This window comes from Propionivibrio sp., assembly GCF_017995515.1.
Taxonomy (GTDB): domain Bacteria; phylum Pseudomonadota; class Gammaproteobacteria; order Burkholderiales; family Rhodocyclaceae; genus Propionivibrio.
In genome coordinates this window covers 20223-45716 of the sequence record NZ_JAGOIT010000016.1, presented here as the reverse complement: position 1 = coordinate 45716, position 25494 = coordinate 20223, and the positions used below count along the sequence as shown (strand labels likewise).

The 25494-nt window shown below is 61.9% G+C and carries 26 protein-coding genes; 21 read left to right on the top strand and 5 right to left on the bottom strand.

Annotated elements, in window-relative coordinates:
- The 4 genes from KBA32_RS04445 to KBA32_RS04430 all read right to left on the bottom strand — a co-directional run.
- Nucleotides 1-997: tetratricopeptide repeat protein (locus KBA32_RS04445; RefSeq protein ID WP_367113741.1), on the bottom strand; the 997-nt coding region annotated here is incomplete at its 3' end.
- Entirely contained in the window at nucleotides 994-2826 is a 1833-nt protein-coding gene (locus tag KBA32_RS04440) for a type II secretion system protein GspD (protein ID WP_294355865.1), read from the bottom strand. The genes KBA32_RS04440 and KBA32_RS04445, both read right to left, overlap by 4 nt.
- Before the next feature lie 111 nt (nucleotides 2827-2937).
- On the bottom strand, nucleotides 2938-4377 hold the full coding sequence (locus tag KBA32_RS04435; RefSeq protein ID WP_294355863.1) for an AAA family ATPase: 1440 nt from the start codon (nucleotides 4375-4377) through the stop codon (nucleotides 2938-2940).
- Complete coding sequence (locus KBA32_RS04430; RefSeq protein WP_294355860.1) at nucleotides 4377-5834, bottom strand: sigma-54 dependent transcriptional regulator; 1458 nt, start codon at nucleotides 5832-5834, stop codon at nucleotides 4377-4379. The genes KBA32_RS04435 and KBA32_RS04430 overlap by 1 nt, the downstream gene beginning before the upstream one ends.
- Nucleotides 5835-5984: 150 nt before the next feature.
- On the opposite strand from KBA32_RS04430, the gene KBA32_RS04425 reads away from it, so the two are divergent.
- The 16 genes from KBA32_RS04425 (at nucleotide 5985) to ampD (ending at nucleotide 18850) form a co-directional block, all read left to right on the top strand.
- Entirely contained in the window at nucleotides 5985-6782 is a 798-nt protein-coding gene (locus KBA32_RS04425; protein ID WP_294355857.1) for an ABC transporter ATP-binding protein, read from the top strand.
- Between the two features lie 7 nt (nucleotides 6783-6789).
- Nucleotides 6790-7581: a lipid asymmetry maintenance ABC transporter permease subunit MlaE gene (mlaE, locus tag KBA32_RS04420; protein ID WP_294355886.1), complete on the top strand. Its 792-nt coding sequence runs from the start codon at nucleotides 6790-6792 to the stop codon at nucleotides 7579-7581.
- On the top strand, nucleotides 7581-8051 hold the full coding sequence (gene mlaD, locus KBA32_RS04415; RefSeq protein ID WP_294355853.1) for an outer membrane lipid asymmetry maintenance protein MlaD: 471 nt from the start codon (nucleotides 7581-7583) through the stop codon (nucleotides 8049-8051). Before mlaE ends, mlaD begins: the two co-directional genes overlap by 1 nt.
- 16 nt (nucleotides 8052-8067) lie before the next feature.
- Nucleotides 8068-8775, top strand: a complete 708-nt coding sequence (locus KBA32_RS04410; protein ID WP_294355850.1) for a VacJ family lipoprotein — start codon at nucleotides 8068-8070, stop codon at nucleotides 8773-8775.
- 59 nt (nucleotides 8776-8834) lie between these two features.
- Nucleotides 8835-9446, top strand: coding sequence for a phospholipid-binding protein MlaC (locus KBA32_RS04405; RefSeq protein ID WP_294355847.1), 612 nt, complete (start codon nucleotides 8835-8837; stop codon nucleotides 9444-9446).
- Entirely contained in the window at nucleotides 9443-9736 is a 294-nt protein-coding gene (locus tag KBA32_RS04400) for a lipid asymmetry maintenance protein MlaB (protein WP_294355842.1), read from the top strand. The genes KBA32_RS04405 and KBA32_RS04400 overlap by 4 nt, the downstream gene beginning before the upstream one ends.
- Before the next feature lie 36 nt (nucleotides 9737-9772).
- Nucleotides 9773-10702 carry an ABC transporter ATP-binding protein gene (locus tag KBA32_RS04395; protein WP_294355839.1) on the top strand — a complete coding sequence of 310 codons (930 nt, stop codon included), beginning with the start codon at nucleotides 9773-9775 and terminating at the stop codon, nucleotides 10700-10702.
- Nucleotides 10699-11451 carry an ABC transporter permease gene (locus KBA32_RS04390; RefSeq protein ID WP_294355837.1) on the top strand — a complete coding sequence of 251 codons (753 nt, stop codon included), beginning with the start codon at nucleotides 10699-10701 and terminating at the stop codon, nucleotides 11449-11451. Before KBA32_RS04395 ends, KBA32_RS04390 begins: the two co-directional genes overlap by 4 nt.
- Nucleotides 11452-11456: 5 nt before the next feature.
- Nucleotides 11457-11699, top strand: coding sequence for a BolA/IbaG family iron-sulfur metabolism protein (locus KBA32_RS04385; RefSeq protein ID WP_294355833.1), 243 nt, complete (start codon nucleotides 11457-11459; stop codon nucleotides 11697-11699).
- Nucleotides 11692-12945 carry a UDP-N-acetylglucosamine 1-carboxyvinyltransferase gene (murA, locus tag KBA32_RS04380; RefSeq protein ID WP_294355830.1) on the top strand — a complete coding sequence of 418 codons (1254 nt, stop codon included), beginning with the start codon at nucleotides 11692-11694 and terminating at the stop codon, nucleotides 12943-12945. The genes KBA32_RS04385 and murA overlap by 8 nt, the downstream gene beginning before the upstream one ends.
- A 110-nt stretch (nucleotides 12946-13055) precedes the next feature.
- Nucleotides 13056-13700: an ATP phosphoribosyltransferase gene (gene hisG / locus KBA32_RS04375; RefSeq protein ID WP_294355827.1), complete on the top strand. Its 645-nt coding sequence runs from the start codon at nucleotides 13056-13058 to the stop codon at nucleotides 13698-13700.
- A complete protein-coding gene (gene hisD, locus KBA32_RS04370) occupies nucleotides 13697-15001 on the top strand; it encodes a histidinol dehydrogenase (RefSeq protein ID WP_294355825.1) in 1305 nt (434 codons plus the stop codon). The genes hisG and hisD overlap by 4 nt, the downstream gene beginning before the upstream one ends.
- An 83-nt stretch (nucleotides 15002-15084) precedes the next feature.
- Nucleotides 15085-15315 carry a PP0621 family protein gene (locus KBA32_RS04365; protein WP_294355822.1) on the top strand — a complete coding sequence of 77 codons (231 nt, stop codon included), beginning with the start codon at nucleotides 15085-15087 and terminating at the stop codon, nucleotides 15313-15315.
- A gap of 6 nt (nucleotides 15316-15321) precedes the next feature.
- Nucleotides 15322-16914: an ATP-binding protein gene (locus KBA32_RS04360; protein WP_294355819.1), complete on the top strand. Its 1593-nt coding sequence runs from the start codon at nucleotides 15322-15324 to the stop codon at nucleotides 16912-16914.
- A gap of 5 nt (nucleotides 16915-16919) precedes the next feature.
- Nucleotides 16920-18281 (top strand): sigma-54 dependent transcriptional regulator, encoded by a 1362-nt coding sequence (locus KBA32_RS04355; RefSeq protein ID WP_294355815.1) that lies wholly within the window; start codon nucleotides 16920-16922, stop codon nucleotides 18279-18281.
- Entirely contained in the window at nucleotides 18281-18850 is a 570-nt protein-coding gene (gene ampD / locus KBA32_RS04350; RefSeq protein WP_294355812.1) for a 1,6-anhydro-N-acetylmuramyl-L-alanine amidase AmpD, read from the top strand. The genes KBA32_RS04355 and ampD overlap by 1 nt, the downstream gene beginning before the upstream one ends.
- A gap of 460 nt (nucleotides 18851-19310) precedes the next feature.
- Here the strand turns inward: ampD and KBA32_RS04345 are convergent, their stop codons facing one another.
- Nucleotides 19311-19940: a histidine phosphatase family protein gene (locus tag KBA32_RS04345; RefSeq protein ID WP_294355809.1), complete on the bottom strand. Its 630-nt coding sequence runs from the start codon at nucleotides 19938-19940 to the stop codon at nucleotides 19311-19313.
- A gap of 366 nt (nucleotides 19941-20306) precedes the next feature.
- Between KBA32_RS04345 and KBA32_RS04340 the strand changes: the two genes are divergently transcribed.
- From KBA32_RS04340 to KBA32_RS04320, 5 genes are all read left to right on the top strand, one after another.
- Nucleotides 20307-21104, top strand: a complete 798-nt coding sequence (locus tag KBA32_RS04340; RefSeq protein WP_294355806.1) for an L-iditol 2-dehydrogenase — start codon at nucleotides 20307-20309, stop codon at nucleotides 21102-21104.
- Nucleotides 21105-21127: 23 nt separating this feature from the next.
- A complete protein-coding gene (locus tag KBA32_RS04335; RefSeq protein ID WP_294355804.1) occupies nucleotides 21128-22117 on the top strand; it encodes an AraC family transcriptional regulator in 990 nt (329 codons plus the stop codon).
- Between the two features lie 73 nt (nucleotides 22118-22190).
- A complete protein-coding gene (locus tag KBA32_RS04330) occupies nucleotides 22191-23132 on the top strand; it encodes a sugar kinase (protein WP_294355802.1) in 942 nt (313 codons plus the stop codon).
- 14 nt (nucleotides 23133-23146) lie between these two features.
- A complete protein-coding gene (locus KBA32_RS04325; RefSeq protein WP_294355797.1) occupies nucleotides 23147-24403 on the top strand; it encodes a class II D-tagatose-bisphosphate aldolase, non-catalytic subunit in 1257 nt (418 codons plus the stop codon).
- A 46-nt stretch (nucleotides 24404-24449) separates the two neighbouring features.
- Nucleotides 24450-25451: an alcohol dehydrogenase catalytic domain-containing protein gene (locus KBA32_RS04320; protein ID WP_294355794.1), complete on the top strand. Its 1002-nt coding sequence runs from the start codon at nucleotides 24450-24452 to the stop codon at nucleotides 25449-25451.
- Nucleotides 25452-25494 lie beyond the last annotated feature (43 nt).

Genomic DNA, 25494 nt, shown 5'->3' with positions numbered 1-25494 from the left:
GCGCGAGAAGGTAATACGAGTGCGCGCGCGCCGCATCGCCCCTGCGCGCGGCAATGGTCGCGAGTCCAAGCAGGGCATCGGTGCTCTTGGGGTCGCCGCGCAAGAGCTGCTGGTAGGCGCGTTGCGCAATATCGAGTTGTCCGGCCTGCAACGCGTCGTAGGCTTGTTCGAGCGTCAGATTCTGTTTGGGCTGGCTGCGCGCTAGATGGAGCGCGCCATCAGGCGCCGTGGCTGGAGCGGCGGGGGCCATGATTCTCGGCGCCGGTCGGTCGGCGCGATTGCCGGCAGGGGGCGGTGTCGCCGGAGTTTTTACTGTGCTACCGCTGCTCGCGGGAGGTGTTGCCGGGAGCGGTTCTGGCAGCGGACTGGCCGCCTCCACTATGGCCGGTTCGTTGGTTGCTGATGCGGTCGGAGTGGGCGCTTCGATCGGTGCAGGTGTTGTCACTGGCGTTGTCACCGGTGTTGGTGCTGGTACGGACTGGGCGGTGACAGCCATCGGCCCCGGCCGCGCCAGCGAACTACGCGAAACGGCCTGAAGTTGCCACCAGAAGTAAGTGCCGATTCCGGCGGCGACAAGCGCGGCGACGGGCAGAATGAACCACAGGGCGCTCCGGCGTTCGGTCGACTGTTTGGCGGAAAAGACGTTGCGCACGGCCGCTCGCTCCGAGTCGTCTCGCGGCAAATGGCTTGTCGTCTTCGGCGTGGCGTTGTTCGCGGCCGCAGGAACGGATTTGGGTGCGCGCGGCTTGTGCGGCGATCCGGTCGATACCGCCGCGAGATCGGCGTCGACCGACTCGATGTGCAGTGAGAGATCGGGGAGCGGAGATCCGCCGGTGGGCGGCTGCTGCAGCGGGTTACCGTTTGGCGCATCGGCCGGTTTCGTTTCCAGCGGCGCCAGCTCCAGCTCGCGCAGCGCCTGCGTATCCGTCGTCCTGCCTTCGCCGGCCGCGCGCTTGGCCTCCTCGGCCTTCTTGAGCGCATCCATCAGCAAGCTCATTTCAGCGGCTCCTGCATCGCGTTCGGGCCGGAAAAAGGTACGTATACCTTGTCCGTCTGGAAGAAGTCGTGATCTGGCAGCGAACTGGCGTAGTCGCGGAAGTCACCATCGATCGACGCGTCGTTGATGACGGTCGGTCGCAGGACGACAACGAGTTCAGTTTTGGAGGCGGCATTGCTGCGTGTTGTGAAGATTTCGCCCAAAAGCGGGATGTCGCCGGCACCAGGGAATCGCCCACTCTTGTTGTCCATGCGGTCTTCCATCAATCCGCCGAGCACGGCGATGTCGCCGCTCTGCACCCGCAGCATGGATTCGATTTCACGCGTACGGATCTGCGGAACCATGTTGGCGATGGTCAGCGCCGGGTTCGGGTCTCTCTTCAAATCGGAGATGCTTGAAATCGATGGCCGGACATTCAGCGTGACCGTTCCGTTGTCGCTGATCTGAGCCGTCAGGCTCATGAAGAAGCCGATCGAAACTGACTGTGGTGTCGTCGTCGTGGACGTCGTACTCAACGTTCCGCTGGTGCTGCCGGCGACGACATCCTGTTTGACGTTGAAATAGACGAAATCCTCCGATACCTTGAGTGTCGCCGTCTGGTTGTTCAACACCGTCAGCTTCGGACTGGACAGCACTTTTGTCGTTCCAAAACCCCGAAGCATATCGACGACGATGTTCAGACCGCCGGGGATGTTCCGGTACACCAGGCTGAACGGGTTCGTCGCTGCGGTGACGTTCTGCGTGTTTGATGCTCGTGTCAGCGAGAAGCCCGTTTGCGTTGCCGCCTTGGTCCAGTCGATGCCTTGTTGATAGTTGTCATTGAGATTGACTTCGATAATGGTCGCTTCGATGAGGACCTGGCGTTTGGCGCTGCGCATCACGCGGTCAAGGAATTCCTGTACCTTGCCTTGTTGGCGCGATGTGGCGCGAACAGAGATCACTCCTGTCTCGGCGTTGACGATCACGGATGAGGCAAAAACAGTTTCGTAGTTCTTAAATTCCCCAGATGAATCCACCTTGGCACGCGTTTGGCTGCTAACGTTAGCCTCAGTATTTTTACTTTGTGATCTTTCAGTGGTCTGCGTGTCAGTTTTCCGCGTAGTCGAGGACTGACTTGAGCTAGCTTCGGCGTTCGCATTACCCGTGCTAGCTGTAGAGGCGGATGAATCGGCAGTCCGGCGGGATAATATCCTCTCCTTGTCGGTGTCCTGCAGGATGTCCTGAATGTTCTTCTCCAGCGATTCCCAGAAGCGGTTCTTCGACTTGTTCTCGATCTGGATGCGCGAGGTATTGCCGCCGCCGACTCCACCGCTATTGCTGTTCGATACGGCACTCGTCGAAATCTGCGTGTTCGTCGATACCGTGCCGGTGACGTCGCGCGCGATGTTGATGTAGTCGATCTGATAGTTCTTCAGGTACGGCGTATCGGGCATGACTGCCAGATTCGGGCCGTCCAGCTCGAAGCGCATATCAACCTGTTTCGAGATGCGCGTGAGGAGCTGCGGCAGGGTCTGGTCGATGGCGTTGAGGGTGACGGAACCAGTAATTCCGGGATGGATGTCGACGTTGAGCTTTGCGTCGCGCGCCAGCGCAAAAAGCAAATCCTGCACCTTGACGTTGTTGACGACTACGCTATAAGTCTCTGTTTTGGCGGTGGCTTTGGGTCTCGGCAGCGGAACGCTTTGCTGCAGCGTTTGCGGAATGCTTCCTGGCGCCTTCACCGCATCGCTCGATTGCAGGTGCCCGGCGGAGGGGCCGCCGTTCAGTGTCGTTGGCGCGCAGGCGGTGAGAAGAAGCACGGTGATGGCGGCGCCCACGATTCGCAACATGCTCGATCTCTTCGGGTGATAGGTTGGATTGATCATATCACGTAAGGTGTGCTCTTCAAGTTGCTGATTTATATTGATTGATTGGCGAGTTTCAGGACGTTGAGCTTTATCTCAGCGCAGCTTGCTGACGGTCCGGAGGTAGGGGCTGCTTCCGGCGCTGGTGGGCGCGAGCTTTGCCAGTTCGGCTGAGGCCAGCTCTCGCGTCGCGAAGTCTCCATAGATGACGCCAAGCCGCTCGCGGCCGCTGAGCGTTGATCGATAAACCCGGATCTGCTTCGGGTCGAGCGTCTTGCTCACGTTCTCGAGAAAGATCTCGACGCCGTGCTCGTTGTTTCCGTCAGTGCTCAGCAGCTGGATGAAGTAGTGCGTTTCCGGCGTGCGCTCCAGCCACTCGTTCGTTGCGGCGATACGTTCGGCGAGTGTTTGTTTTCTAGCGATGGCCGGTTCTGGGACCGGTGGCGTGCCTTGGTCAGCCTGCGCGTGCTCGGCGTTGGCAGCAGGCGCCGCTGAGGCCTCCTGTATCGGGGCGGGTGCTTCCTGTTGGCGATTGTCGTCGGGTGTGGGCGGGGCGACTGGTTTATCTTCAGGCGCTGCTGGTAGTGGGTTCGCGGTGTTTGCGGTAGTGATTTCGCTTGCGTCCGTGTTCGTCCGGTAGCTGCCCGCGACGAAGGCCAGGCTTGTCAGGATCACGATCAGGGCGGCGCCGGCAACCCACGCGACCGGCCTGGCACTGCCGTCACGCATTGGCGAGAGCTGCGCGTCGCGCGCGGCGGCCTTGACCTGCCTGCGGTCGATCTGGTGTTTGTTCTCCGAAAAAGCGGAGAGCAGGGCCTTGTCGGCGAGGATGTTGATACGTCGGGTGAGCCCCTCTGAGGTCTTGCTGACGAGTTGTACCGCATCCGGCGTAAACAGGTCCGGACCACGATATCCGGCGGCGCGCATGCGGAACATCAGGTACTCGCCGATATCGTCCCGACGTAGCGGTTCGAGTGCGAAATTGTGGGTGATCCGTTCCTTGAGCTGGCGCATGTTCGAAGCGGCAAGGCGTTCGTCAAGTTCCGGCTGTCCAAAGAGCACGATATGCAGCAGCTTGTGCTTGTTCGACTCGAGATTGGAAAGCAGCCGGATTTCTTCGAGCGACTCTGACGGCATGGCGTGCGCTTCGTCGATCATGACGACGACCTTGCGGTCGGCGGCGTAGATTTCCAGCAAGCGGTCCTGCAACACCCGCAGTCGCTGGTGCGCGCGTCCGTCCGGCAGTTCGGTCTGCAACTCGTCGGCGATGGCGTGGTGGATGTCGGCGGCCGACAAGGAGGGGTTGGCGAGGTAAACCGTTTCGACGTCCGGCGGCAGCTTCTCGAGCAGCATCCGGCAAAGCATCGTCTTGCCGCTGCCGACTTCGCCGCTGACCTTGACGATCCCCTCGTCGTGCGTGATGGCGTAGATCAGCGCTTCGAGCGTGGCGCCCCGGTTGGCGCCGGCAAAGAAGAACTCGGTGTGCGGTGTGATGCGAAATGGAGCTTCGCGGAGTCCGAAGTGCTCGAGATACATCACTGCCCCCTGGCGAAGGATTCCATGCGGTTGTAGAGCGTCGTCCGGTTGATGCCGAGCAGGCGGGCGGCCTGGCTGACGTTGCCGTGTGCAAGCTGGAGCGCGGCTTCGATGTAGTTGCGCTCGGTTTCAGCCAGATGGCGGTCGAGGCTGAACGGTTCTGGCTGCAGCAGGCGCTGATTGGCTGATGCGAGGATGGTGTCGGCTTCCCCGTCGTTTGTCGGCAGCGGTCTGTCGACTGACGGCGGATCGTCCTGCAAATCGAGTTCCGCCTCCAGATCAGGCGATTGCACGACCTGGCCCGGATACTTCGCCGTCAGGCGGATGACGATGTTGCGCAGTTCGCGCACGTTGCCCGGGAAGTGGTAGCGCGACCAAAGCGCTTGCGCTGTGTCGGATAGCTGGAAAGGTGGTCGCTGCGACTGCGCGGCATAACGCCGGCGAAAATGCTCAAGCAGCAGCATTTTGTCTTCGTCCATCTCGCGCAACGGCGGCACGCTGATCGTGAACACCGAGAGCCGGTGGTATAGGTCGGCGCGGAAATTGCCGGCCTTGACCTCCTTGCGCAGGTCGCGGTTGGTTGCGGCGATGATGCGCGCGCGGCTCACCCGCTTTTGTGTTTCGCCGACCCGCTGATATTCCCCGTTCTCGAGTACGCGCAAAAGCTTGGGTTGAAGGTCCAGCGGAAGCTCGCCGATTTCGTCCAGAAACAAGGTGCCGTCGGCAGCGTCTTCGAAATAGCCCGCTTTGGCGGCGTTGGCGCCAGTGAAAGCCCCTTTGGCGTAGCCGAACAGGGTCGGTTCGACCAGGCTCGGCGAGATGGCGGCGCAATTGAGCGCGTAGAACGGTTTGCCGTTGCGCCGTGTGTCATGGTGCAGGCAACTGCTGGCGACGATTTCCTTGCCGCTACCGGATTCGCCTTCTATCAATACGGGGAACGGTGAGTCGGCGTACTGCTGCACCTGGACCCGCAGCTTATCGATCGCCGGACTGTTTCCTATCAGCGGAGAGGTTGCTCCGTCCGCCGGACGAGACGTTTCCAGCGACCGGTAGCTAAGTGCGCGTTGCAACACCCGGTGCAGTTCGTCCGGGCTGCATGGCTTGGCGACAAAGTCGGCCGCGCCGAGCGAGCGGGCGCGGCGGGCGTTGCCGGCGTCATTCTGTCCCGACAAAACCACGATCTTGATACCCGGCGTGAGATTCAACAGGTCGGAAATCAACCCGAACCCCTCGTCCGGACGATGCGGGAGCGGTGGCAGTCCTAGGTCGATCAGTGCGAGTTCGGGCAGCCGGCGGAGCTGCCTGAGGAGTTGCGTGCAGTGTGGCCGCGAGTGACTGGTGATGATCTCGAAGGCTGTGCTCATCGTGAAACTCAGAGTGTCGGCGATGAGCGGATCGTCATCGACGATGAGCAACAGAGGCTTCTCCTGCAGAGCGGATTCCGGTGCGTCGGGCATGGAAGTTGGAGCCTTCGATTCAGGTCAGATTTTTATGATTTTCATTATTCCACAATTGTATAGCCGTGGAGTTCTGCCGGAAACGGTCGCGGCTTCAGGTATAATCGCTGCCAATTTTGCCTCTGGGGTTCTGTTGTGCCAGCTGATTGCTTGGTCAAGATTACTGACATCAATTTCGCCTACGACGATCGTGCGATCCTGAAAGGGATCAACATGGAGATCCCGCGCGGTCAGCTCGTGGCGATCATGGGTAACTCGGGGTGCGGCAAGACGACGCTGCTGCGTTTGATCGGCGGTCAACTCAAGCCGACCGGCGGCCGGTTGCTGGTCGACGGCGAGTCGGTGCCGGACATGAACCACGACGAGCTCTACGCAATGCGTCGGCGCATGGGTATGTTGTTCCAGTTCGGGGCGTTGTTTACCGATATTTCGGTCTATGACAACGTCGCCTACCTGATGCACGAGCACACGAGTCTGACGGAGGAGCTGATTCACGACATGGTCATGATGAAGCTCAATGCGGTGGGGCTGCGCGGGGCGCATCATCTGATGCCTTCGGAGCTTTCGGGGGGCATGGCGCGCCGAGTGGCGCTGGCGCGGGCGATCGCGCTGGATCCAATGCTGATCATGTACGACGAGCCTTTTGCCGGACTGGACCCGATCTCGATGGGCGTCATCGGGCAGTTGATCCGGCGCCTGAATGATGCGCTCGGTGCGACGACGCTGTTGGTGACGCATGATGTCCAGGAAGCCTTGCAGATCGTTGACTACGTCTATTTCGTCTCGGACGGGCAGATCGTGGCGCAAGGTACGCCGGACGAGATCCGTGCATCAACCGATCCTTTCGTGCATCAGTTCGTGTTCGGTGAGGCCGACGGGCCGGTGCATTTCCATTACCCGGCGGAGCCCTTCGAGGAGGACTTGATGAGGAGGAGTGCGCGTGGTTGATAAGAGCATGGTTGCCGCGCTTCGGTTTATCGAGAGGGTCGGGCATCGCGTCAACAGCGGCGTGCAACGCCTGGGCTTTGCAGCGCGCTTCTTCGTCATGATCCTGGTGTATTCGGGCCAGTCGTTCAAACGCTTCCATCTGACGATACGCGAAATCTATTTTTCCGGTTTCCAGTCGCTGCTGATCATTCTGGTCTCGGGCCTGTTCATCGGCATGGTGCTCGGCATGCAGGGGTACGAGACGCTGCAGCGTTACGGATCGTCCGAGGCGCTTGGTGTTCTCGTCGCGCTGTCCCTGACGCGTGAACTGGGGCCGGTCGTCGCGGCGCTACTGTTCGCATCGCGCGCCGGGTCGTCGATCACGGCCGAGATCGGCTTGATGAAGGCGACCGAGCAATTGACCGCGATGGATATGATGGCCGTCAATCCCATAGCGCGTGTCGTGGCGCCGCGCTTCTGGGGTGGCGTCATTTCGATGCCCTTGCTGGCGGCCCTGTTTTCCGCGGTCGGTGTTTTCGGCGGTTACCTGATCGGCGTTGTCTTCATCGGCGTTGACGAGGGCGCTTTCTGGTCACAAATGCAAGGATCCGTCGATTTTCGCTTTGATGTGTGGAACGGCGTGATCAAGAGTTTCGTCTTCGGTGTGGCCGTTTCCTTGATTGCTGTTTTTGAAGGCTACGATGCGATCCCGACCGCAGAGGGAGTGTCGAGTTCGATCAAACGAACCGTGGTGTATTCGGCGCTGGCAATTCTTGCGCTGGATTTTGTTCTGACTTCCTTCATGTTCCGGGGGGTTTAATGAGTCGCAAGTTGCTTGATCTCTGGGTGGGTTTTTTTGTCATTTTCGGTTTTGTCGCGCTGCTGTTTCTTGCGTTGCGAGTGGGGAATCTCTCTTCGGCCAATTTCTCCGAGACGTACCAGTTGACAGCGAGGTTTGCTAACATCGGAGGCCTGAAGGTGCGGGGGCCGGTGAAAAGTGCGGGCGTCGTCGTCGGTCGGGTGACCGATATTCGTTTTGACTCCGAGTCGTATGAAGCGCAAGTAACCTTGACGATTGATAGTCGCTACCAGTTTCCAAAGGACACGTTTGCCTCCATCCTCACCGCCGGCCTGCTCGGCGAGCAATACGTGGGGCTGGATGCGGGTGGCGATGAAAAGATGTTGAAGGCGGGCGATGTTTTCGCCAAGACGCAATCGGCGGTGGTTCTCGAGAAACTGATTGGTCAGTTCATGTTCAACAAGGCGTCTGAAGGTACAGGCGAGCAATAACAGGAAGGGTTTGTCCGTGAATAAACAAATCGCTAAGCGCGTCTTGGCGGCGGCATTCGCCGCGACTTTACTCGGTGGATGCGCAACGACCGCGAACAATCCCAAGGATCCGTACGAAGGTTTCAATCGTGCGATGTTCGCGGTTAACGAAGGCCTTGATGTGGTGATCAAGCCCGTCGCGAAGGGGTATGACACCGTGGCGCCAGCGCCTGTCAAGACAGGGATCGGAAACTTCTTCGGCAATCTTCAGGACATCTGGACGGCGTTCAACAATTTCCTGCAAGGCAAGGGTGGCTCCGGGCTTTCGGATGTTGGTCGGGTGCTGATCAACACGACCTTGGGTATCGGCGGGGTCTTCGATGTTGCCAGTGAAATGGGCTTTGAAAAACACGCCGAAGATTTCGGGCAAACCCTTGGAAAATGGGGCGTGGCGGATGGCCCGTATCTGTACTGGCCGCTGATCGGGCCGCGCACGACGCGCGATACCGTGGGCTTTGCCATCGATAGCTACGCCGACCCCGTATGGACGGTGGATCATGTTCCGACACGCAACTCGCTCGTTGGAGTGCGCTTTGTCGATGTGCGTGCCAGCTTGCTGCCGTCTGACAAGGTGGTTGAAGAAGCGGCGTTCGATAAATACGTCTACATCCGTGATGCCTACCTGCAAAACCGTCGCAGCGAAATCCACGACGGCAATGTACCCAAGGAAGATCCGGACGAGTAGTTTTCCGGATTTGCTGACTCACACGGTTTTTTTTGATCAGATCTCTCGAAGGTTGCGTGATGAAATCGCTGTTTTCCATGTTTCTCGGCGTGTTTGTCTGGTGTGCCTCGGCATTTGCACAGGAGTCACCGGATGCACTCATTCAGAAAGTGACGGATGAAGTCTTGACGATCGTGCGCCAGGACAAGGATATCCAGAGCGGAAACACCGGGAAGGCGATTGAACTGGTCGAGATCAAGGTGCTGCCCCATTTCAACTTCCAGCGCATGACTGCGCTGGCCATGGGGAGGGACTGGAAGAAGGCGTCGGGCGAGCAGCAGGCGAAATTGTCGGAAGAGTTCAAAACCTTGCTCGTGCGCACCTATTCGAATGCGCTGACGGGATACAAGGATCAGACGATCCGCTACAAGCCGACAAAAATGCAGAACGGCGATACCGAAGTTGTCGTCAAGACTGAAATTGTCCAGTCGGGCGGGCGGCCGATCCAGCTTGATTACTCGGTGGAAAGACAGAACGAGGGCTGGAAGGTGTACGACGTGGTGGTGGCCGGTGTCAGCCTGGTGACCAACTATCGTGAAACGTTCAACCAGGAAGTGCGGGCGAACGGCGTTGATGGCCTGGTCCAGATGCTGGTCAACAAGAACAAGCAACTCGAAGCCGGCAAGAAATGATCGAGAAGAGTGGCAACGCTTTGCGTGTTTCCGGCCCGATGCTGATCGCCGGAGCTACGGACCTTCTCAAGTCCGGACGCAGTTTCCTGTCGTCGGCAAACGGGGCTGGCGATCTGGTATTCGACCTTTCAGCAGTTGAAGAAACCGACTCGTCTGCCCTGAGCGTGATCTTTGGTTGGCTGCGTACGGCGCAGGCGCTTGGCGTTGGAATCCGCATTGCCAACCCGCCGGCGAGCATGATCAGTCAGGCAGCGCTCTACGGCGTTTCCGATTCCCTGCCGCTCGCCTGACCGGCGGGCGCGTCTTTGTTGTCGAGTGTAGATGCCATGGGCGTCGCCGTTTCCATTCAGAACGTTGTAAAGAACTTCGGCACCTTGCGTGCGCTGGACGGCGTTTCGCTGGAAATCGCCGAAGGTGAGTTCTTCGGTCTGCTCGGACCCAATGGCGCGGGCAAGACGACGCTGATCTCCTGCTTGGCTGGATTGGTTCGTCCTGACGTCGGCGAGTTGTCGGTGATGGGACGCGACGTTCGTGCCGATTACCGCGAAGCGCGGCGACGGCTCGGCGTGGTGCCTCAGGAACTCGTCTTCGACCCGTTCTTCTCGGTGCGCGAGACCTTGCGCATTCAGTCCGGCTACTTCGGACTGCGCAACAACGACGACTGGATCGACGAGATCCTTGAAAATCTGGACCTGACGAACAAGGCCGACGTGAATATGCGCCGGCTGTCGGGCGGGATGAAGCGTCGGGTGCTCGTGGCGCAGGCGCTGGTACACAAGCCGCCGGTTATCGTCCTCGACGAGCCGACGGCCGGCGTCGACGTCGAACTGCGCCAGGGCTTGTGGCAGTTCGTGCAGCGACTGAATCGCGAGGGCCACACGGTGATTCTGACCACGCACTACCTCGAGGAGGCGGAAGCCTTGTGCGGCCGCATCGCGATGCTCAAGCAGGGGCGCATCGTTGCGCTGGATACGACGCGCAATCTGCTCGCCCGTCTGTCGGGGCATGAACTGACACTGCGCCTTGCCGATAGTGAACATTTGCCTGAACGCTTGCGCACTGTGGCGATCAATCAGGGGCAAGACTGGGTTTTTCGGCTCAATGGATTCGATGATATCGAACCGCTGCTTGCCGGGATTCGCCAGGCTGGTTGCACGATCGAGGACCTGCATCTGGCTCAGACCGATCTCGAAGACGTCTTTGTCAGCGTGATGCAGGGGCGTGGCGACCAAGACGGCGGAGAGGTTTCGCGATGATCGGTTTTCGTACGCTGCTGTACAAGGAAGTGCTGCGCTTCTGGAAAGTCGGCTTCCAGACCGTCGCCGCGCCCGTGCTGACGTCGCTGCTCTATTTGCTCATCTTCTCGCACGTGCTCGATGCGCACGTTCAGGTGAACGGCATCCGCTACACGGCCTTCCTGATTCCCGGCCTGGTCATGATGTCGGTGTTGCAGAATGCCTTTGCCAACAGTTCGTCCAGCCTGATCCAGTCCAAGGTGACCGGGAGTGTGGTTTTTGTGCTTCTGCCACCGATTTCGTACGTTGAGTTCTTTCTCGCCTACACGACCGCCGCGATCTTGCGCGGTCTGATGGTCGGCCTCGGCGTGCTGGTCGTGACTGCCTGGCTGGCACAGCTCACCTTCGTGGCACCAGTCTGGATCGTGGCTTTTGCCGTTCTCGGCGGCGGCCTCATGGGGTCGCTCGGCATGATCGCCGGCATCTGGGCAGACAAGTTCGATCAGCTGGCCGGTTTCCAGAACTTCCTGATCATGCCGCTGACGATGCTCTCCGGCGTGTTCTATTCGATCCATTCGCTGCCCGGATTCTGGCCGCACGTATCCCATTTCAACCCCGTTTTCTACATGATCGACGGTTTCCGCTACGGCTTCTTCGGTGCGTCCGACATCTCGCCCGTGATCAGCCTGACCGTCGTCGCCGCAAGCTTTATCGCCGTCGCGCTGGCGACGCTGGCCTTGCTGCGCAGCGGTTACAAATTGAGGTACTGACCAAGATGAAGCCTGAACAAGTCCAGAAGATCATCGCCGACGGCATTCCGTGCGAAGGCTTGAGCGTCCAGGGCGACGACAATTACCCGAAGGCCTTGATCGTCAGCTCGCAATTCGTCGGCAAGAGCCGTGTCCAGCGTCAGCAGATGGTGAACGCGCTGCTCAAGCCGTATTTCGACAGCGGTGAATTGCACTCCCTGCAGATGCAGACGATGACGCCAGACGAGTGGAGCGCCGCACGTGGATAAGCTGCTGATCCAGGGGGGGCGCCCACTATCCGGCGAAGTGTCGATTTCGGGCGCGAAGAACGCGGCGCTGCCCATCCTGTGCGCCGCGCTGCTGTCGGCCGAGCCGGTGCATTTCTCGAACGTGCCGCATCTCAACGACATCTCGACGATGCTGCGCCTGATCGGGCAGATGGGCGTCGAAGTGACGATGGACGGCAATGACGGCCTGATCCTCGACAGCTGCGGCCTCAATAATCCGACCGCGCCGTACGACATGGTCAAGACCATGCGCGCGTCGATTCTCGTCCTCGGGCCGCTCGTCGCGCGCTTCGGCGAGGCCAGGGTGTCGCTGCCCGGCGGCTGCGCCATCGGGGCCCGCCCGGTCGACCAGCACATCAAGGGCCTGCAGGCGATGGGCGCCGAAATCCACGTCGAGCAGGGCTACGTCCATGCCAAGGCGTCGCGCCTCAAGGGCGCGCGCATCGTTACCGATATGGTGACGGTGACCGGCACCGAAAACCTGATGATGGCCGCGGTGCTGGCTGATGGCGAGACGGTCATCGAAAATGCCGCGCGCGAGCCCGAGGTCGTCGACCTGGCAAACCTTCTGATCGCGATGGGCGCGAAGATCACCGGTGCTGGAACAGACAGTATCCGGATCGTCGGCGTTGATCGCCTGCACGGTGCGTCGCACTCGATCATGCCCGATCGCATCGAAACCGGAACCTACCTGTGTGCGGCGGCGGCGACCGGCGGCGATGTGCGGCTGACCAACACGTCGGCCGCTCACCTTGATTCAGTGATCCAGAAACTCGGCGAAGCCGGTTGCGAAATCAGCACCGAAGCCGATGCCATCCGCCTCAAGGCACCGCAGCGCCTCAAAGCCGTGAGCATTCGCACCGAACCGTATCCGGCGTTCCCGACCGACATGCAGGCGCAGTTCATGGCGATCAACTGCGTGGCCGAGGGCGCGGCGGTGATACGCGAGACGATCTTCGAGAACCGCTTCATGCACGCGGTCGAACTGATCCGCCTCGGTGCCGACATCAAGATCGACGGCAACACTGCGCTGGTGACCGGCGTACCGCGCCTCGATGGCGCGACCGTCATGGCCACCGACCTGCGCGCGTCGGCCAGCCTGGTCATCGCCGGCCTGGTCGCGCAGGGCGAAACGCTGATCGAGCGCATCTATCACCTCGATCGCGGTTACGAGCGCATCGAGGAAAAACTGACCCGCCTCGGCGCGAGCGTCCGTCGGGTACGTTGAGGCCCAGGACCGGCAAGCGAGCCGTGCGGTAAAATCGCCGGCGCTGAAACGCAGACAGAACGAAGCGAAAGAAGCGAAAGAAGCACCAGAACATTACGAGGATGAGCGCCGTGGACGGAATTACGATTGCCCTGTCGAAGGGCCGCATTTTTGAAGAGACCTTGCCGTTGCTGGCCGCCGCCGGGATCGAGCCCCTCGAGAATCCGGAAACCTCACGCAAGCTGATCATCCCGACCAATCGCGACGACGTGCGCGTGGTCATCGTGCGCGCGACCGACGCGCCGACCTACGTGCAGTACGGCGCGGCCGACATCGGCGTCGCCGGCAAGGACGTCCTCCTCGAACACGGCGGCGAAGGCCTCTACCAGCCGCTCGACCTGAAGATCGCCAAGTGCAAGATGATGGTCGCCATCCCCGCCGGTTTCGACTACGAGAACGCGGTACGCCAGGGCGCCCGCCTCAAGATTGCCTCCAAGTACGTGAACATCGCCCGCGAGCACTTCGCGGCCAAGGGCGTGCACGTCGATCTGATCAAGCTCTACGGTTCGATGGAACTGGCGCCGCTCGCCGGCCTGGCCGACGCGATCGTCGACCTCGTCTCGACCGGCAGCACGCTGAAGGCCAACAATCTGGTCGCCGTTGAACACATCATCGACATCTCCTCGCGCCTCATCGTCAACCAGGCGGCGCTCAAGCTTAAGCGCGAGATCATCGTGCCGATCCTCGACGCCTTCGCCAGCGTGGTGGGCGAATGATCGCGCTCAAACGCTTCTCGAGCAGCGATGCGGATTTCCAGGCGCGGCTCGACGCATTGCTGGCGTTCGAGGCGGCGCAGGACGAATCGGTCGATCGTGCCGTCGCCGCGATCCTCGCCGACGTCAAGCAACGCGGCGACGCGGCGGTCGTCGAGTATACGAACCGCTTTGACCGCCTCAGCGTGAACTCGCTCGGCGACCTGGAACTGTCGCACCAAGATCTGCAGCAGGCGCTCGACGGCTTGCCGGTGGCGCAGCGCGCGGCGCTGGAGACGGCCGCCATCCGCGTGCGCAGCTATCACGAACACCAGCCCCTGCAGAGCTGGCAGTACGAGGACGCCGACGGTTCGCTGCTCGGCCAGAAGGTGACGCCGCTCGACCGCGTCGGCCTCTACGTGCCGGGCGGCAAGGCCTCCTACCCGTCGTCGGTGCTGATGAACGCGATCCCGGCCAAGGTCGCCGGCGTCGGGGAACTGATCATGGTCGTGCCGACGCCAGGTGGCGAACGCAACCCGCTGGTGCTGGCCGCCGCTGCGCTGGCCGGCGTCGATCGCGTCTTCTGCATCGGCGGCGCGCAGGCCGTCGGCGCGCTGGCTTACGGCACGCAGACCGTCCCCCAGGTCGACAAGATCGTCGGTCCGGGCAATGCCTACGTCGCTGCGGCCAAGCGGCGCGTCTTCGGCGTCGTCGGCATCGACATGGTCGCCGGGCCGTCGGAAATCCTCGTCGTCTGTGACGGCAAAACCGATCCGGACTGGGTGGCGATGGATCTCTTCTCGCAGGCCGAGCACGACGAACTGGCGCAGGCCATCCTGCTCTGCCCGGACTCGGCCTACATCGACCGGGTGGCAGCGGCGGTCGACCGGCTGCTGCCGACCATGCCGCGCCAGGAAGTGATTCGCGCGTCGCTTGAGAACCGCGGCGCCTTGATCCAGGTGCGCGATCTCGACGAGGCCTGCGCCATCGCCAACCGCATCGCGCCGGAGCATCTCGAACTCTCGCTCGCCGACGCCGACGCGTGGGTGGCGAGGATCCGGCACGCCGGCGCCATCTTCATCGGCCCCAATACATCGGAGTCGCTCGGCGACTACTGCGCCGGGCCGAACCACGTCCTGCCGACCTCGGGCAGCGCGCGCTTCTCGTCGCCGCTCGGCGTATACGACTTCCAGAAGCGCAGCAGCCTGATTCGCATTGCCCCGACCGCGGCGAAAACGCTGGGACGTGTCGCGTCGACGCTGGCCACGGGCGAGGGCCTGCCCGCGCACGCACGTTCGGCCGACTACCGCGTCGCCGCCGATTAGGGCGGCCGGGGAGGCGCGGAGAAGGCGGCGCGGTTCGGGCTTTCTGTTATGCTTTTTGCGGTCTGTCGGGTGGCTTGAATCACATGAGACTTCTGATCGTTTTCGTCCTCTTCGGCGTCTTCTGGTGGCTGCTGCGCCGGATGGCCGCGGCGCGCCCGACGCGGCATGAGCGCAGGACCGTCCGCGAGCCCGAGCGCATGGTGACCTGCGCGTATTGCGGCGTGAATCAGCCGGTCAGCGAGAGTCTGCAGGTCGAGGGGCGCTACTACTGCTGTCCCGAACACCGGCACGCGGCAGCGCCGACGGATGACTAATCTTCGATGGTGAGCGAAGCCGTCGCCGGTGCAGACCAGGTCGCCGATTCGCACTGGAAGTCGCTCCGCTATTTCAACGGCTATCGTGTCTCTATCGCCGTTCTGCTCTTCGTCTCGTCGCTCATCCACCCTTCGTCCTTTTCGCTGATTGCGCCCGAGCGAGGCACGCATCATCTGCTCGTCACGGGCTTTTACCTGGCGGCCACGTTGGCCTCGCTGGTCGGCGTCAGCGTGTATCGCCGCCGCTTCAACTTCCAGCTCAATGTGCATGTGCTCGTCGATATCGGCGTGCTTACGCTGCTCATGAATTTCGGCGGCGGCGTGCGCAGCGGCATGGGCATCCTCTTGCTCGTGTCCCTTGCCGGTTCGGGGCTCGTTGGCCACGGGCGACTGGTGCTCTTCTACGCCGCGACGGCGACGCTCGCCGTGCTCTACGAGCAAACGTACCGGGCGATCATGACCGATTTCGCAGCGGCGGACTTCTTCCAGACCGGACTGTTCTGCGCGGGATTCTTCGGCATCGCGATCCTGGCCCGGCTCATCGCGCGGCGTGTCATCGCCAACGAAGAACTGGCGCGCAAGCGCGGGATCGAACTTCGCAACCAGACGCTGGTCAGCCAGCGCATCATCGAGCAGATGCAGGACGGCGTTCTGGTCATCGATCGCGATGGAATGGTGCGCCAGAACAATCCGCGCGCGGCGCGGCTGCTGGGACTGAGCGATCCAGCCAAGCGCAGTTTGACCAGTTATTCGACCGAACTGGCGCGCAGTTTCCGGGTCTGGAGCGAGCGGCCGAGCAGCGAACCCGTGCTCGTGCGGGCGCCGGCCAGCGGCATGCAACTGCGCGCGCGTTTCGTCTCCACCGACAGTTCCGAGCGCGACGTACTCGTTTTCCTCGAGGATACGGGGCGCCTGCAGGAACAGGCGCGGCAATTGAAGCTCGCCGCCCTCGGACGTCTGACGGCGAGTATCGCGCACGAGATCCGGAACCCGTTGTCGGCGATCAACCACGCGGGCGAGTTGCTGCGCGAAGAGAATCACGACCAGACGACCGATCGTTTGCTGCGCATCGTGCTCGACAATACGAATCGCGTCGAACGCATCGTCAGCGACGTGCTCGAACTCGGGCGGCGGGATCGTGCGCATCGCGAGCTGATCGACCTGCGTCAGACCTTGCGCTCTCTGGTTGACGAATACACGGCGAAAGAACGGATCGCCACCGACGTCGTCCGGATCGAAATCAGTGGCGAGGCGAAGATCTGTTTCGATCGCGCGCACTTCTATCAGGTGCTCGGCAATCTTCTTGGCAACGCCTTGCGCCATTCGAGGAAATCGTCCGGCAGCGTGCGTTTGCGGGTGAGTGACAGCGAACAGGATGGCGGCATCGACTTGCACGTGGTCGACGACGGGCCGGGCGTCGACGAGGCAACGCGCGAACATATCTTCGAGCCGTTCTTCACCACACACAGTCGGGGGACCGGGCTCGGGCTCTATATCGCACGCGAGCTGTGCGAGGCAAACGCGGCGCAGCTCGAGTTGAAGGAAAGCGAAGCCGGTGCCGACTTTTGTATTTCGGGGAGGTTCGACGAGTGTCAATAGGCAGGATGGATCGCCGTGGGCGGGGCGACAAGGCTCGGGTGCTGGTGGTCGACGACGAGGCCGATATTCGCGAGCTACTGGATCTGACCTTGGCGCGCATGGGTATCGCCGCTGATTGTGCGGGTACGGTCGCCGAGGCCAAGGCTCACCTTGCGCGTGAGGAGTACAGCCTGTGTCTGACCGACATGCGGCTTCCGGACGGCGAGGGCCTGGAGATCGTGCGCCTGATCGGGACGCAATACGGGCAAACGCCGGTGGCCGTCATCACCGCGTTCGGCAGTGCGGATAACGCGGTCGCCGCGTTAAAGGCCGGCGCCTTCGATTACCTGGCGAAACCGGTGGCGCTCGATCAGCTGCGAACGCTGATCAAATCGGCCTTGAATCTCCCGCGCGGCTCGGTTGACGAAGGCACGGCGCCGACGGCCGGGGGCGCCGCAGGGCAGCTGACTGGCGAATCGGCGGCGATCGTCGCGGTCCGCGAGATGATCGGCAAGCTGGCGCGCAGCCAGGCGCCGGTCTATATCTCGGGTGAGTCCGGGAGCGGCAAGGAACTCGCGGCGCGCCTCATCCACGCGCAGAGCGCGCGCAACAGCGCGCCCTTCGTCCCGGTGAACTGCGGCGCGATCCCGGAGAACCTGATGGAGAGCGAGTTCTTCGGCTACCGGAAGGGGGCGTTCACCGGCGCCGACAGTGACCGCGAAGGTTTTTTCCAGGCGGCCAACGGCGGCACGCTGTTCCTCGACGAAGTCGCCGACCTGCCACTGCACATGCAGGTGAAGCTGCTGCGCGCAATTCAGGAGAAAAAAGTGCGCAAGGTCGGGAGTGCAACGGAAGAGCCGGTCGACGTGCGCATCGTCTCGGCAACGCATCGCAAGCTCAAGGATTGCGTTGATACCGGCAGCTTCCGCCAGGATCTCTATTACCGCCTGAACGTGATCGAGCTGAAGATGCCGGCGCTGCGCGAGCGCCAGGAGGATGTTCCCTTGCTGGTCGAAGCGTCGCTCGCACGGATTTGCGGCGCGCGTCCGCCGCAGCTGAGCGACGACGCGATGAGCGCGCTGTGCCGCTACCCGTACCCGGGCAACGTGCGCGAACTGGAAAACATCCTCGAGCGCGCGACGGCTTTGTGTGCCGACGAGCGGGTCGAGCTTGACGACCTTCAGCTCGCTTCCGTCGGTCCCGTCGAGGAAGGGAACGCTGTTTCGGGTGAAACGCTCGATGACCATATCAACCGGGTCGAGAAGCAGCTCATTCTCGACGCCCTGGCCAAGACCGGATTCAACCGTACCGCGGCTGCGCGCCTGCTTGGCGTGACCTTCCGCTCGTTGCGCTACCGCATCGAGCGGCTGGGAATCGAGGAGTCCTGATGGCCGCTTCGGCATCCGATGGGGGATGGTTGTGCGATGCTCGCCGCTGCGTCTCGCCGAATTACGACGATCGTCCCGACGGCGAGGACGTTTTGCTGATCGTCGTTCACGCGATCAGCTTGCCGCCTTCGCAGTTCGGCAGCCACGACATCGAGCGTTTTTTCACCAACACCCTGAATCCGGAAGCGCATCCTTACTTTGCCGAGATTGCCGGAATGAAGGTCTCGGCGCATTTCCTGATCCGGCGCGACGGCGAACTGGTTCAGTTCGTCTCCTGTGCAAAACGCGCCTGGCACGCCGGCGTATCCATGTGGGACGGACGCGAACGCTGCAATGACTATTCGATCGGTATCGAACTGGAAGGCTGCGACGAACTCCCGTTCGCGGAGGCGCAGTATCAGCGGCTCCTTGAACTTGTCGCTGACCTCAAGCGGCGCTACCCCATTTCGGCGGTTGTCGGCCACAGCGACATCGCGCCATTGCGCAAGACCGACCCCGGCCCCTGCTTCGACTGGACTCGCCTTGAATCCCCGCGAACTGGAGCAGAAGGGCGAGGCGGCAACCGCTGACGCCCTTCCGGGACTCGGCGCTTATTGCTCCGGCCCGATGAAGTAGAAGGTCGCCGTCAGACCGGCGGAGGCCCATAAGCGTTCACATAAAGATTGCGCGTTGTCGTTTTTGATTCGATATTTCCTTTTACTGCTGGGCGGTGTCAATGACCATATTTCAACGTAGAAGTCAAAAATCCTGAAGCAAGTCAATTGCTCGGTCCGAGTGCTCCGGGGCAGCCTATAGGGACATCTGACTCGGCCGGTTCCTTGTATCCACCTGAAAACCTCACCGCGAAGGCGCGAAGATCGCAAAGGAAACAACGGCGGGATCGCATTTGATCATTCACCCTATGGGTGGCTACGGAAGATGCGCGCCGTTCGCGTAGCACTTTGATTTTCTTTGCGAACCTTTGCCTCGTTGCGCTCTTGCGGTGAAGAACTGCGTTTCTTGGGATCAACGCGAGGATCGGATTGGGCGTCAGGCGCGGTGCGCGCGCGATCCGTGCGATAACTCGATGACCTTGATCGGTGACGGCGTGCCGGCCGGCGTCAGCCCGGCGCTCCAGACCTCGCCGTTGCCGGCGATGCGTTCCGGGTAGGCGGGGAGCGTCGCCTCGAGGCAGGCGCGGAAGAGGCGCAGCGTGACGGCATGCGTGACGATCAGCACGTTCTGCAACTTCTCGCGTGCGCATTGCGCACGCAGGTCGACGAGGAACGATTCGACGCGCTCGGCGATCATGCGGTACGACTCGCCACCGCCGTCGGGCACCCAGTCCCAACGTGCCGTTCGATCATGGCAATAGCCCGGGTCGCTCTCGACCTCGGCGTACGACTTGCCGCTGAAGCGTCCCATGTGCTGCTCCTGGATGCGCTCGTCGATGCGTAGCGGCGCGTTGCAGGCGACGAGGAAGGGCGCCGCCGTTTGCTGTGCGCGCAATAGCGGCGAGCACCAGATGAGATCGACATCGATCTTCGCGGCGAACTCGGTGGCGATGGCCGCGGCGTCTAGTTTTCCGGTCGGCGATAGCGGATAGTCGATACGGCCGGCGAGCAGGTTGTCGGCGTTGGCGACGCTCTCGGCGTGCCGGACCAGGTACAAGGTAGTCATACGTATGGGCGATAGAGGGTGATTGAAAGCGGTCGGCTGGTTTGCGTCATCCGGCTGCGGCAAGGGCGTTGATCGTACCGGCGGCGTTATCCGTGCGCAACTTTTCGGGTTCGCGATGAGGTTGTTCCCCGGCTAAGCCGTCGGGCGTTGTTCGGCGGATGCTTGATACGATCTCCCGAAAATATCAATTACTCTTGGTTTCGCTCTGCAAATGTGTACTATAAAACGACGGATTCGTGTCATTCGGCGTTTTGCAGGGCTTCTATATTGATCGCCACGGACGAGCGGGGGAATTAAGGACAAGGAACGACGAAACACGCTCGATCAACAACCGGCAAATCCTCAACCTGAACAGGAGTCAAGAAAATGAGCACCCCCTCTGTAGGTAGACTGAACAAACGCCACGCCATTTTGACCGGCGCCGGCGGCGGCATCGGCGCTGCAGTGGCAGCTGCGTTCTTGCGCGAAGGCGCGCTGTGCACGATCGTCGATCTCGCCGCGCAGCCGTCGCAGGCCGTGCAGGAACTCGCCGCGCAGTACCCGGGCCAGGTGCTCTACGTCGGCGCCGATCTGACCAAGGCGGCGGAGCGTGAGCGCGTCGTTGCCGAGGGCGTCGCCAAGTTCGGTCCGATTCAAGTGCTGCACAACAACGCGGCGATCTTCGACATGGCCCCGCTGCTCGAAGGCGGCGAGGACATGTACGACAAGATGTTCGCGGTGAACGTCAAAGCGGCCTTCTTCATGATGCAGATCGTTTTGAAGAACATGGTCGAGAACAAGACGCGCGGCGCGATCATCAACATGTCGTCGCAAGCCGGTCGGCGCGGCGAGCCGCTGGTGGCGCATTACTGCGCGAGCAAGGCCGCGATCATCAGCTACACGCAAAGCGCGGCACTGGCCATGGCGCCGCATCACATCCGCGTCAATTCCATCGCACCGGGCGTGATCGATACGCCGATGTGGGGCGGCGTCGACGCGCTGTTCGCCAGGTACGAGCATCTGGCGATCGGCGAGAAGAAGATCCAGGTCGGCAAGGCCGTGCCGCTCGGCTACATGGGCGCGCCCAGCGACATCGCCGGCGCGGTCGTCTTCCTGGCCAGCGACGAAGCTTCGTACATCACCGCGCAGACGCTGAACGTCGACGGCGGCAACTGGATGAGCTAAGTCGGCAAAGCCCGGAGTTTTACATGGCCCCTTTGTCCGGTTCCCGCATCAATCGATCGCGCCAGCCTGAACTCGAGGCGGATTTCCACCGTACCCCGTCGCTGGGCTTTGACCCGAAGACGGAAGTCGGGCTGATCCGTTGCCTGGCGCACGGTTATCCGACGCCGCTGGCGCGCTGGCATTGCCACGAAGAGTACGAGTTGCACATCATCACGGAAACTTCGGGCAAGGCGTTCGTCGGGGACTGGATCGGGCCGTTCGAACCCGGGCACGTCGCGCTGTGCGGCCCGCGCCTGCCGCACAACTGGATTTCGCATGACCTGCCCGACGAGGGCGTGAACAACCATCTCGTCATCCAGTTCCTGCATTCCCCGGTCGAAAAGTCCTGCGCCGAAATCCCGGAACTCGGCGACGTGCTGCCGCTCCTCGATCGGGCGCGGCACGGCATCGAGTTTTTCGGCATTTCCGCGCGGGCAGTCGAGTTGTGGAACAAGGTCAAGGCGGCGAAAGGGCTGTTCCGGCTCGCCGCTTTCCTCGAAATGATGGCGGTCCTCTCCAAATGGACCGACTACCGTCTGCTCTCCAGCGTCCAGATGCGCGGCGAGAGCAACTCCGCCGAGCTTGAACAGATCAACACCATCGTCAATCGCATCAGCGGCAACCCCGAGAAGTCGATGTCGGCGACCGAACTCGCGGCCGAACTCGGGATGAGCGAGAGCCGCTTCTCGCGCTTCTTTCACCGCGCGACCGGCAATACCTATACCGATTTCGTCAACCAGGTGCGCATCAACCGGGCGTGCCAGCTGCTGATGAGTTCGGATCGCTACATCGCCAGCATCAGCTACGAAGTGGGCTTCAACAGCGTCGCCAACTTCAATCGGCGTTTCCTCGAAATCAAGGGCGTAACGCCGTCGGAATTCCGCAAGCTGGCGGAGAGCCGCTTTGGCGGTTATTCCTCATACGTCCGCTCCGGGAACGGGCAGCCCGAAGCCGCGACGAAGGCGGCCGAGTAGCGCGCCGGGCGTTCGCAATAACCATAACCTCGACCGGCCGATGTGGCGAAAGGTCGACAACAGGAGGCAAGCAATGAGCAAGATCATGACCATGGGCGAAATCCTCGTCGAGATCATGGCTACCCGAATCGGACAATCGTTCCGCCAGGCGGGCACGTTGGTCGGTCCCTATCCGAGCGGCGCGCCGGCGATCTATCTCGACCAGGTCGCCAAGCTCGGTTTCCCCTGCGGCATCATCGGCTGCGTCGGCAACGACGACTTCGGCTGGGTGAACATCGACCGCCTGAAGCAGGACGGCGCCGACACGTCGACCATCACCATGCTGAAGAACGCCACGACCGGCAGCGCCTTCGTCACCTACAAGGAATCGGGCGACCGCGATTTCGTCTTCAACATCGTCAATAGCGCGTCCGGCCAGCTCGCGCCGGGCATGGTGGACGAGAACGTGCTCAAGGGCTGCACCCACTTCCACGTGATGGGCTCGTCGCTCTTTTCGGCGCAAATCATCGAGGCGATGATCAAGGCCATCCAGATCGTCAAGGCGCAGGGCGGGACGATCTCGTTTGATCCGAACATCCGCAAGGAGATGCTGGCGATTCCCGAGATGCGCGAGGCTCTCGGAAAGATCCTCGCGCTGACCGACGTCTTCCTGCCGAGCGGCGATGAAGTGACCCTGCTGGTCGGCGCGGCCAGCGAAAAGGAGGCAGTTGCGGAGTTGCTGCGGCGCGGCATCCAGGAAATCGTCGTCAAGCACGGTGCCAAGGGCGCGACCTTCTACGATGCGACGCAAGAGATCGAAATGCCGGCGATCACTGTCGAGGAAATCGATCCAACTGGCGCCGGCGACTGCTTCGGCGCGACCTTCGTGACCTGCCGCAAGATGGGCAAGACGCCGGCCGAGGCGATGCGCTACGCCGTCGCCAGCGGCGCCAAGGCGGTGCTGAAGAAAGGACCGATGGAGGGCACGGCGACGTTTGCCGAACTCGACGCCTTCCTCAAGGAAATGGCGCGCTAATTGCGAGGTTTGCCATGAATGCACTCGACGAATTTGTTGCTCAACTGGAACGCAACCGGCGCGGACAGGGCGGTGTCGCCGTCTCGGTCTGCTCGGCGCACCCGCTGGTCCTGCGTGCCGCGTTCCGCTCGGCGCTGCGCCACGACACCTTCGCGTTGATCGAATCGACGTCCAACCAGGTTGACCAGTACGGCGGCTACACCGGCATGAAACCGGCCGACTTTGCCGCGCTGGTCAGGAAGATCGCCGTGGAAGAGGGCTTCCCGGCCGAGCGCGTGCTGCTCGGCGGCGACCATCTCGGGCCGAACACTTGGCGGCAGTTCGGTTCCGAAAAGGCGATGCAGGAGACGCTGGAACTCGTGCGCTCCTACGTGCAGGCGGGCTATCGCAAGATCCACCTCGACGCGAGCTTCGTCTGTTCCGACGACGCCGGTCCGTTGAGCGACGAAATCGTCGCCCGGCGTTGCGCGCAGATGGCTCAGGTCGCCGAAGCGGCGGCTTCCGGCACCAAGCCCATCTACGTCGTCGGCACCGAAGTTCCGATCCCCGGCGGCACGCAAGTCGACGAGGGGATGCACGTCACGTCGCCGGCCGACGTCGAACGCACCCTGGGCATATTCCGGGAAACGTTCCTCGCGCATGGCTTGAGCGACGCGTGGAGTCGCGTCGTCGGTCTCGTCATCCAGCCGGGCGTCGAGTTCGGCGATGCGAGGGTGCATGACTACCAGCCGACGCCTGCGCTGACGGCCGTTATCGACCGGCAACCGGGCCTCGCCTACGAGGCGCACTCGACCGACTATCAATCGGGCTGCAACCTGGCGCGCCTCGCGCAAAACCACTTCTTCATCTTGAAGGTCGGGCCGTGGCTGACGTACGCGTTGCGCGAAGGGCTGTTCAGCCTGGAATGTATCGAGCGCGAGCTGAAACCGTCGAACCCGTCGCGCTTCCGCGAGACGCTGGCCGGCGTGATGAAGGCCGATCCGAAGTACTGGGAGAAGTACTACTCGGGCAGCGCCAACGAGGTGGATTACAAGATCGCCTTCAGCTACTCGGACCGCGCCCGCTACTACCTGGGGCACAAGGACGTGGTCGATTCGCTGAACAGCCTGCTTGAGAATCTTTCGCCGGAAGTGCCGGACGGGCTGATCAGCCAGTACCTGCCGCTGCAGTACCAGGCCGTGCGCGAAGGCCGGCTCGGTAAGCATCCGATGGATCTGGCGGTGGATCGCGTGAGCAATGTGCTCGATCTGTATTTCGCAGCGGGGAAGTGACGCTTCGTCATCAGGACAACGGTTTTTTATCCAGGGAAGATATCCAATGAAAGCGCTAGTCATCAATTGCCCGGGCGAGATGGAAGTGAAGGATGCGGCCAAACCTGCGCCGGGGCCGGGTGAAGTCCTGATCAAGGTGCGCGCGAGCGGCATCTGCGGAACGGACGTGCATATCCTCGAAGGCGGCTTCCCCGGCGCATATCCGCTGATTCCGGGGCACGAGTTCTGCGGCGAAGTCGTCGAGGTCGGACCGGGCTGCACGCGCATCAAGGTCGGCGACCGCGTCGCGGTCGAGCCGAACGTGCCGTGCAACAACTGCCCGGAATGTCTGCGCGGCGATCATCACTATTGCCGCAACATGATCGTTCCCGGCGTCAATCGGCCGGGCGGTTTCGGCGAATACGTCGTCGTTCTCGAACGCGGTGTCTTCTCGGTCGGCGATCTCGATTTTGCCGAGGGCGCCCTGGTTGAACCCCTGTCGTGCGTGCTGCACGCCGTCGAGATGCTTGCGCCGAAGATGTCCGATCGCGCATTGGTCATGGGCGCCGGGCCGATTGGCCTGATGCTCGGCCGCGTGCTCAAGTCGCGCGGCATCGCGCAGGTCGACTACCTCGAACGCCTCGACGAACGCCGCAACTACGCCGCCAAGGAAGGCCTGGGCGAGGTGTTCGCCGGTTTGGGTGAGGTGCCGGAAAAACACTACGAGTGCGTGCTCGACGCGACCGGCGTCGGGATGCTGGTCAGCGCAGCGGCCAATCGCTTCGTGCGTGCGCGCGGCAAGGTGCTGATCTTCGGCGTCCCGCACCCCGACAGCGAGATTCGCCTGAATCACTTCCGCGTCATGCGCGAGGAAATCCAGATCATCTCGAGCTTCACGTCGATCAAGAACACCTTCCAGGCGATCGACCTCATGCGCAGCGGGACGGTCAAGATGGACGGCATCATCAGCGACCGCATCCCGCTGTCGAAGGCGCCCGAGTACGTCCTGCGCATGAAGAACGGCGACGGCGGTATCCGGAAGGTCACGGTTACCGACTTTCAGGCTTGATTGAAGCTATTCCCGGCGGCGCTCCCGCCGGGGTTTTTCTGCG

Excerpts from the sequence above, each read along its gene's own strand:
- KBA32_RS04430 (WP_294355860.1), bottom strand. The coding sequence starts at position 5,834 with ATGCCCGACGCACCGGAATCCGCTCTGCAGGAGAAGCCTCTGTTGCTC.
- KBA32_RS04385 (WP_294355833.1), top strand. The coding sequence starts at position 11,457 with ATGAAGCCTGAACAAGTCCAGAAGATCATCGCCGACGGCATTCCGTGC.
- KBA32_RS04400 (WP_294355842.1), top strand. The coding sequence starts at position 9,443 with ATGATCGAGAAGAGTGGCAACGCTTTGCGTGTTTCCGGCCCGATGCTG.
- KBA32_RS04360 (WP_294355819.1), top strand. The coding sequence starts at position 15,322 with ATGGTGAGCGAAGCCGTCGCCGGTGCAGACCAGGTCGCCGATTCGCAC.
- mlaE (WP_294355886.1), top strand. The coding sequence starts at position 6,790 with ATGGTTGCCGCGCTTCGGTTTATCGAGAGGGTCGGGCATCGCGTCAAC.
- mlaD (WP_294355853.1), top strand. The coding sequence starts at position 7,581 with ATGAGTCGCAAGTTGCTTGATCTCTGGGTGGGTTTTTTTGTCATTTTC.
- KBA32_RS04340 (WP_294355806.1), top strand. The coding sequence starts at position 20,307 with ATGAGCACCCCCTCTGTAGGTAGACTGAACAAACGCCACGCCATTTTG.
- KBA32_RS04325 (WP_294355797.1), top strand. The coding sequence starts at position 23,147 with ATGAATGCACTCGACGAATTTGTTGCTCAACTGGAACGCAACCGGCGC.
- KBA32_RS04435 (WP_294355863.1), bottom strand. The coding sequence starts at position 4,377 with ATGTATCTCGAGCACTTCGGACTCCGCGAAGCTCCATTTCGCATCACA.
- KBA32_RS04345 (WP_294355809.1), bottom strand. The coding sequence starts at position 19,940 with ATGACTACCTTGTACCTGGTCCGGCACGCCGAGAGCGTCGCCAACGCC.
- ampD (WP_294355812.1), top strand. The coding sequence starts at position 18,281 with ATGGCCGCTTCGGCATCCGATGGGGGATGGTTGTGCGATGCTCGCCGC.
- hisD (WP_294355825.1), top strand. The coding sequence starts at position 13,697 with ATGATCGCGCTCAAACGCTTCTCGAGCAGCGATGCGGATTTCCAGGCG.
- KBA32_RS04405 (WP_294355847.1), top strand. The coding sequence starts at position 8,835 with ATGAAATCGCTGTTTTCCATGTTTCTCGGCGTGTTTGTCTGGTGTGCC.
- KBA32_RS04335 (WP_294355804.1), top strand. The coding sequence starts at position 21,128 with ATGGCCCCTTTGTCCGGTTCCCGCATCAATCGATCGCGCCAGCCTGAA.
- KBA32_RS04330 (WP_294355802.1), top strand. The coding sequence starts at position 22,191 with ATGAGCAAGATCATGACCATGGGCGAAATCCTCGTCGAGATCATGGCT.
- KBA32_RS04395 (WP_294355839.1), top strand. The coding sequence starts at position 9,773 with ATGGGCGTCGCCGTTTCCATTCAGAACGTTGTAAAGAACTTCGGCACC.
- KBA32_RS04355 (WP_294355815.1), top strand. The coding sequence starts at position 16,920 with ATGGATCGCCGTGGGCGGGGCGACAAGGCTCGGGTGCTGGTGGTCGAC.
- KBA32_RS04365 (WP_294355822.1), top strand. The coding sequence starts at position 15,085 with ATGAGACTTCTGATCGTTTTCGTCCTCTTCGGCGTCTTCTGGTGGCTG.
- KBA32_RS04440 (WP_294355865.1), bottom strand. The coding sequence starts at position 2,826 with ATGTTGCGAATCGTGGGCGCCGCCATCACCGTGCTTCTTCTCACCGCC.
- KBA32_RS04320 (WP_294355794.1), top strand. The coding sequence starts at position 24,450 with ATGAAAGCGCTAGTCATCAATTGCCCGGGCGAGATGGAAGTGAAGGAT.
- KBA32_RS04390 (WP_294355837.1), top strand. The coding sequence starts at position 10,699 with ATGATCGGTTTTCGTACGCTGCTGTACAAGGAAGTGCTGCGCTTCTGG.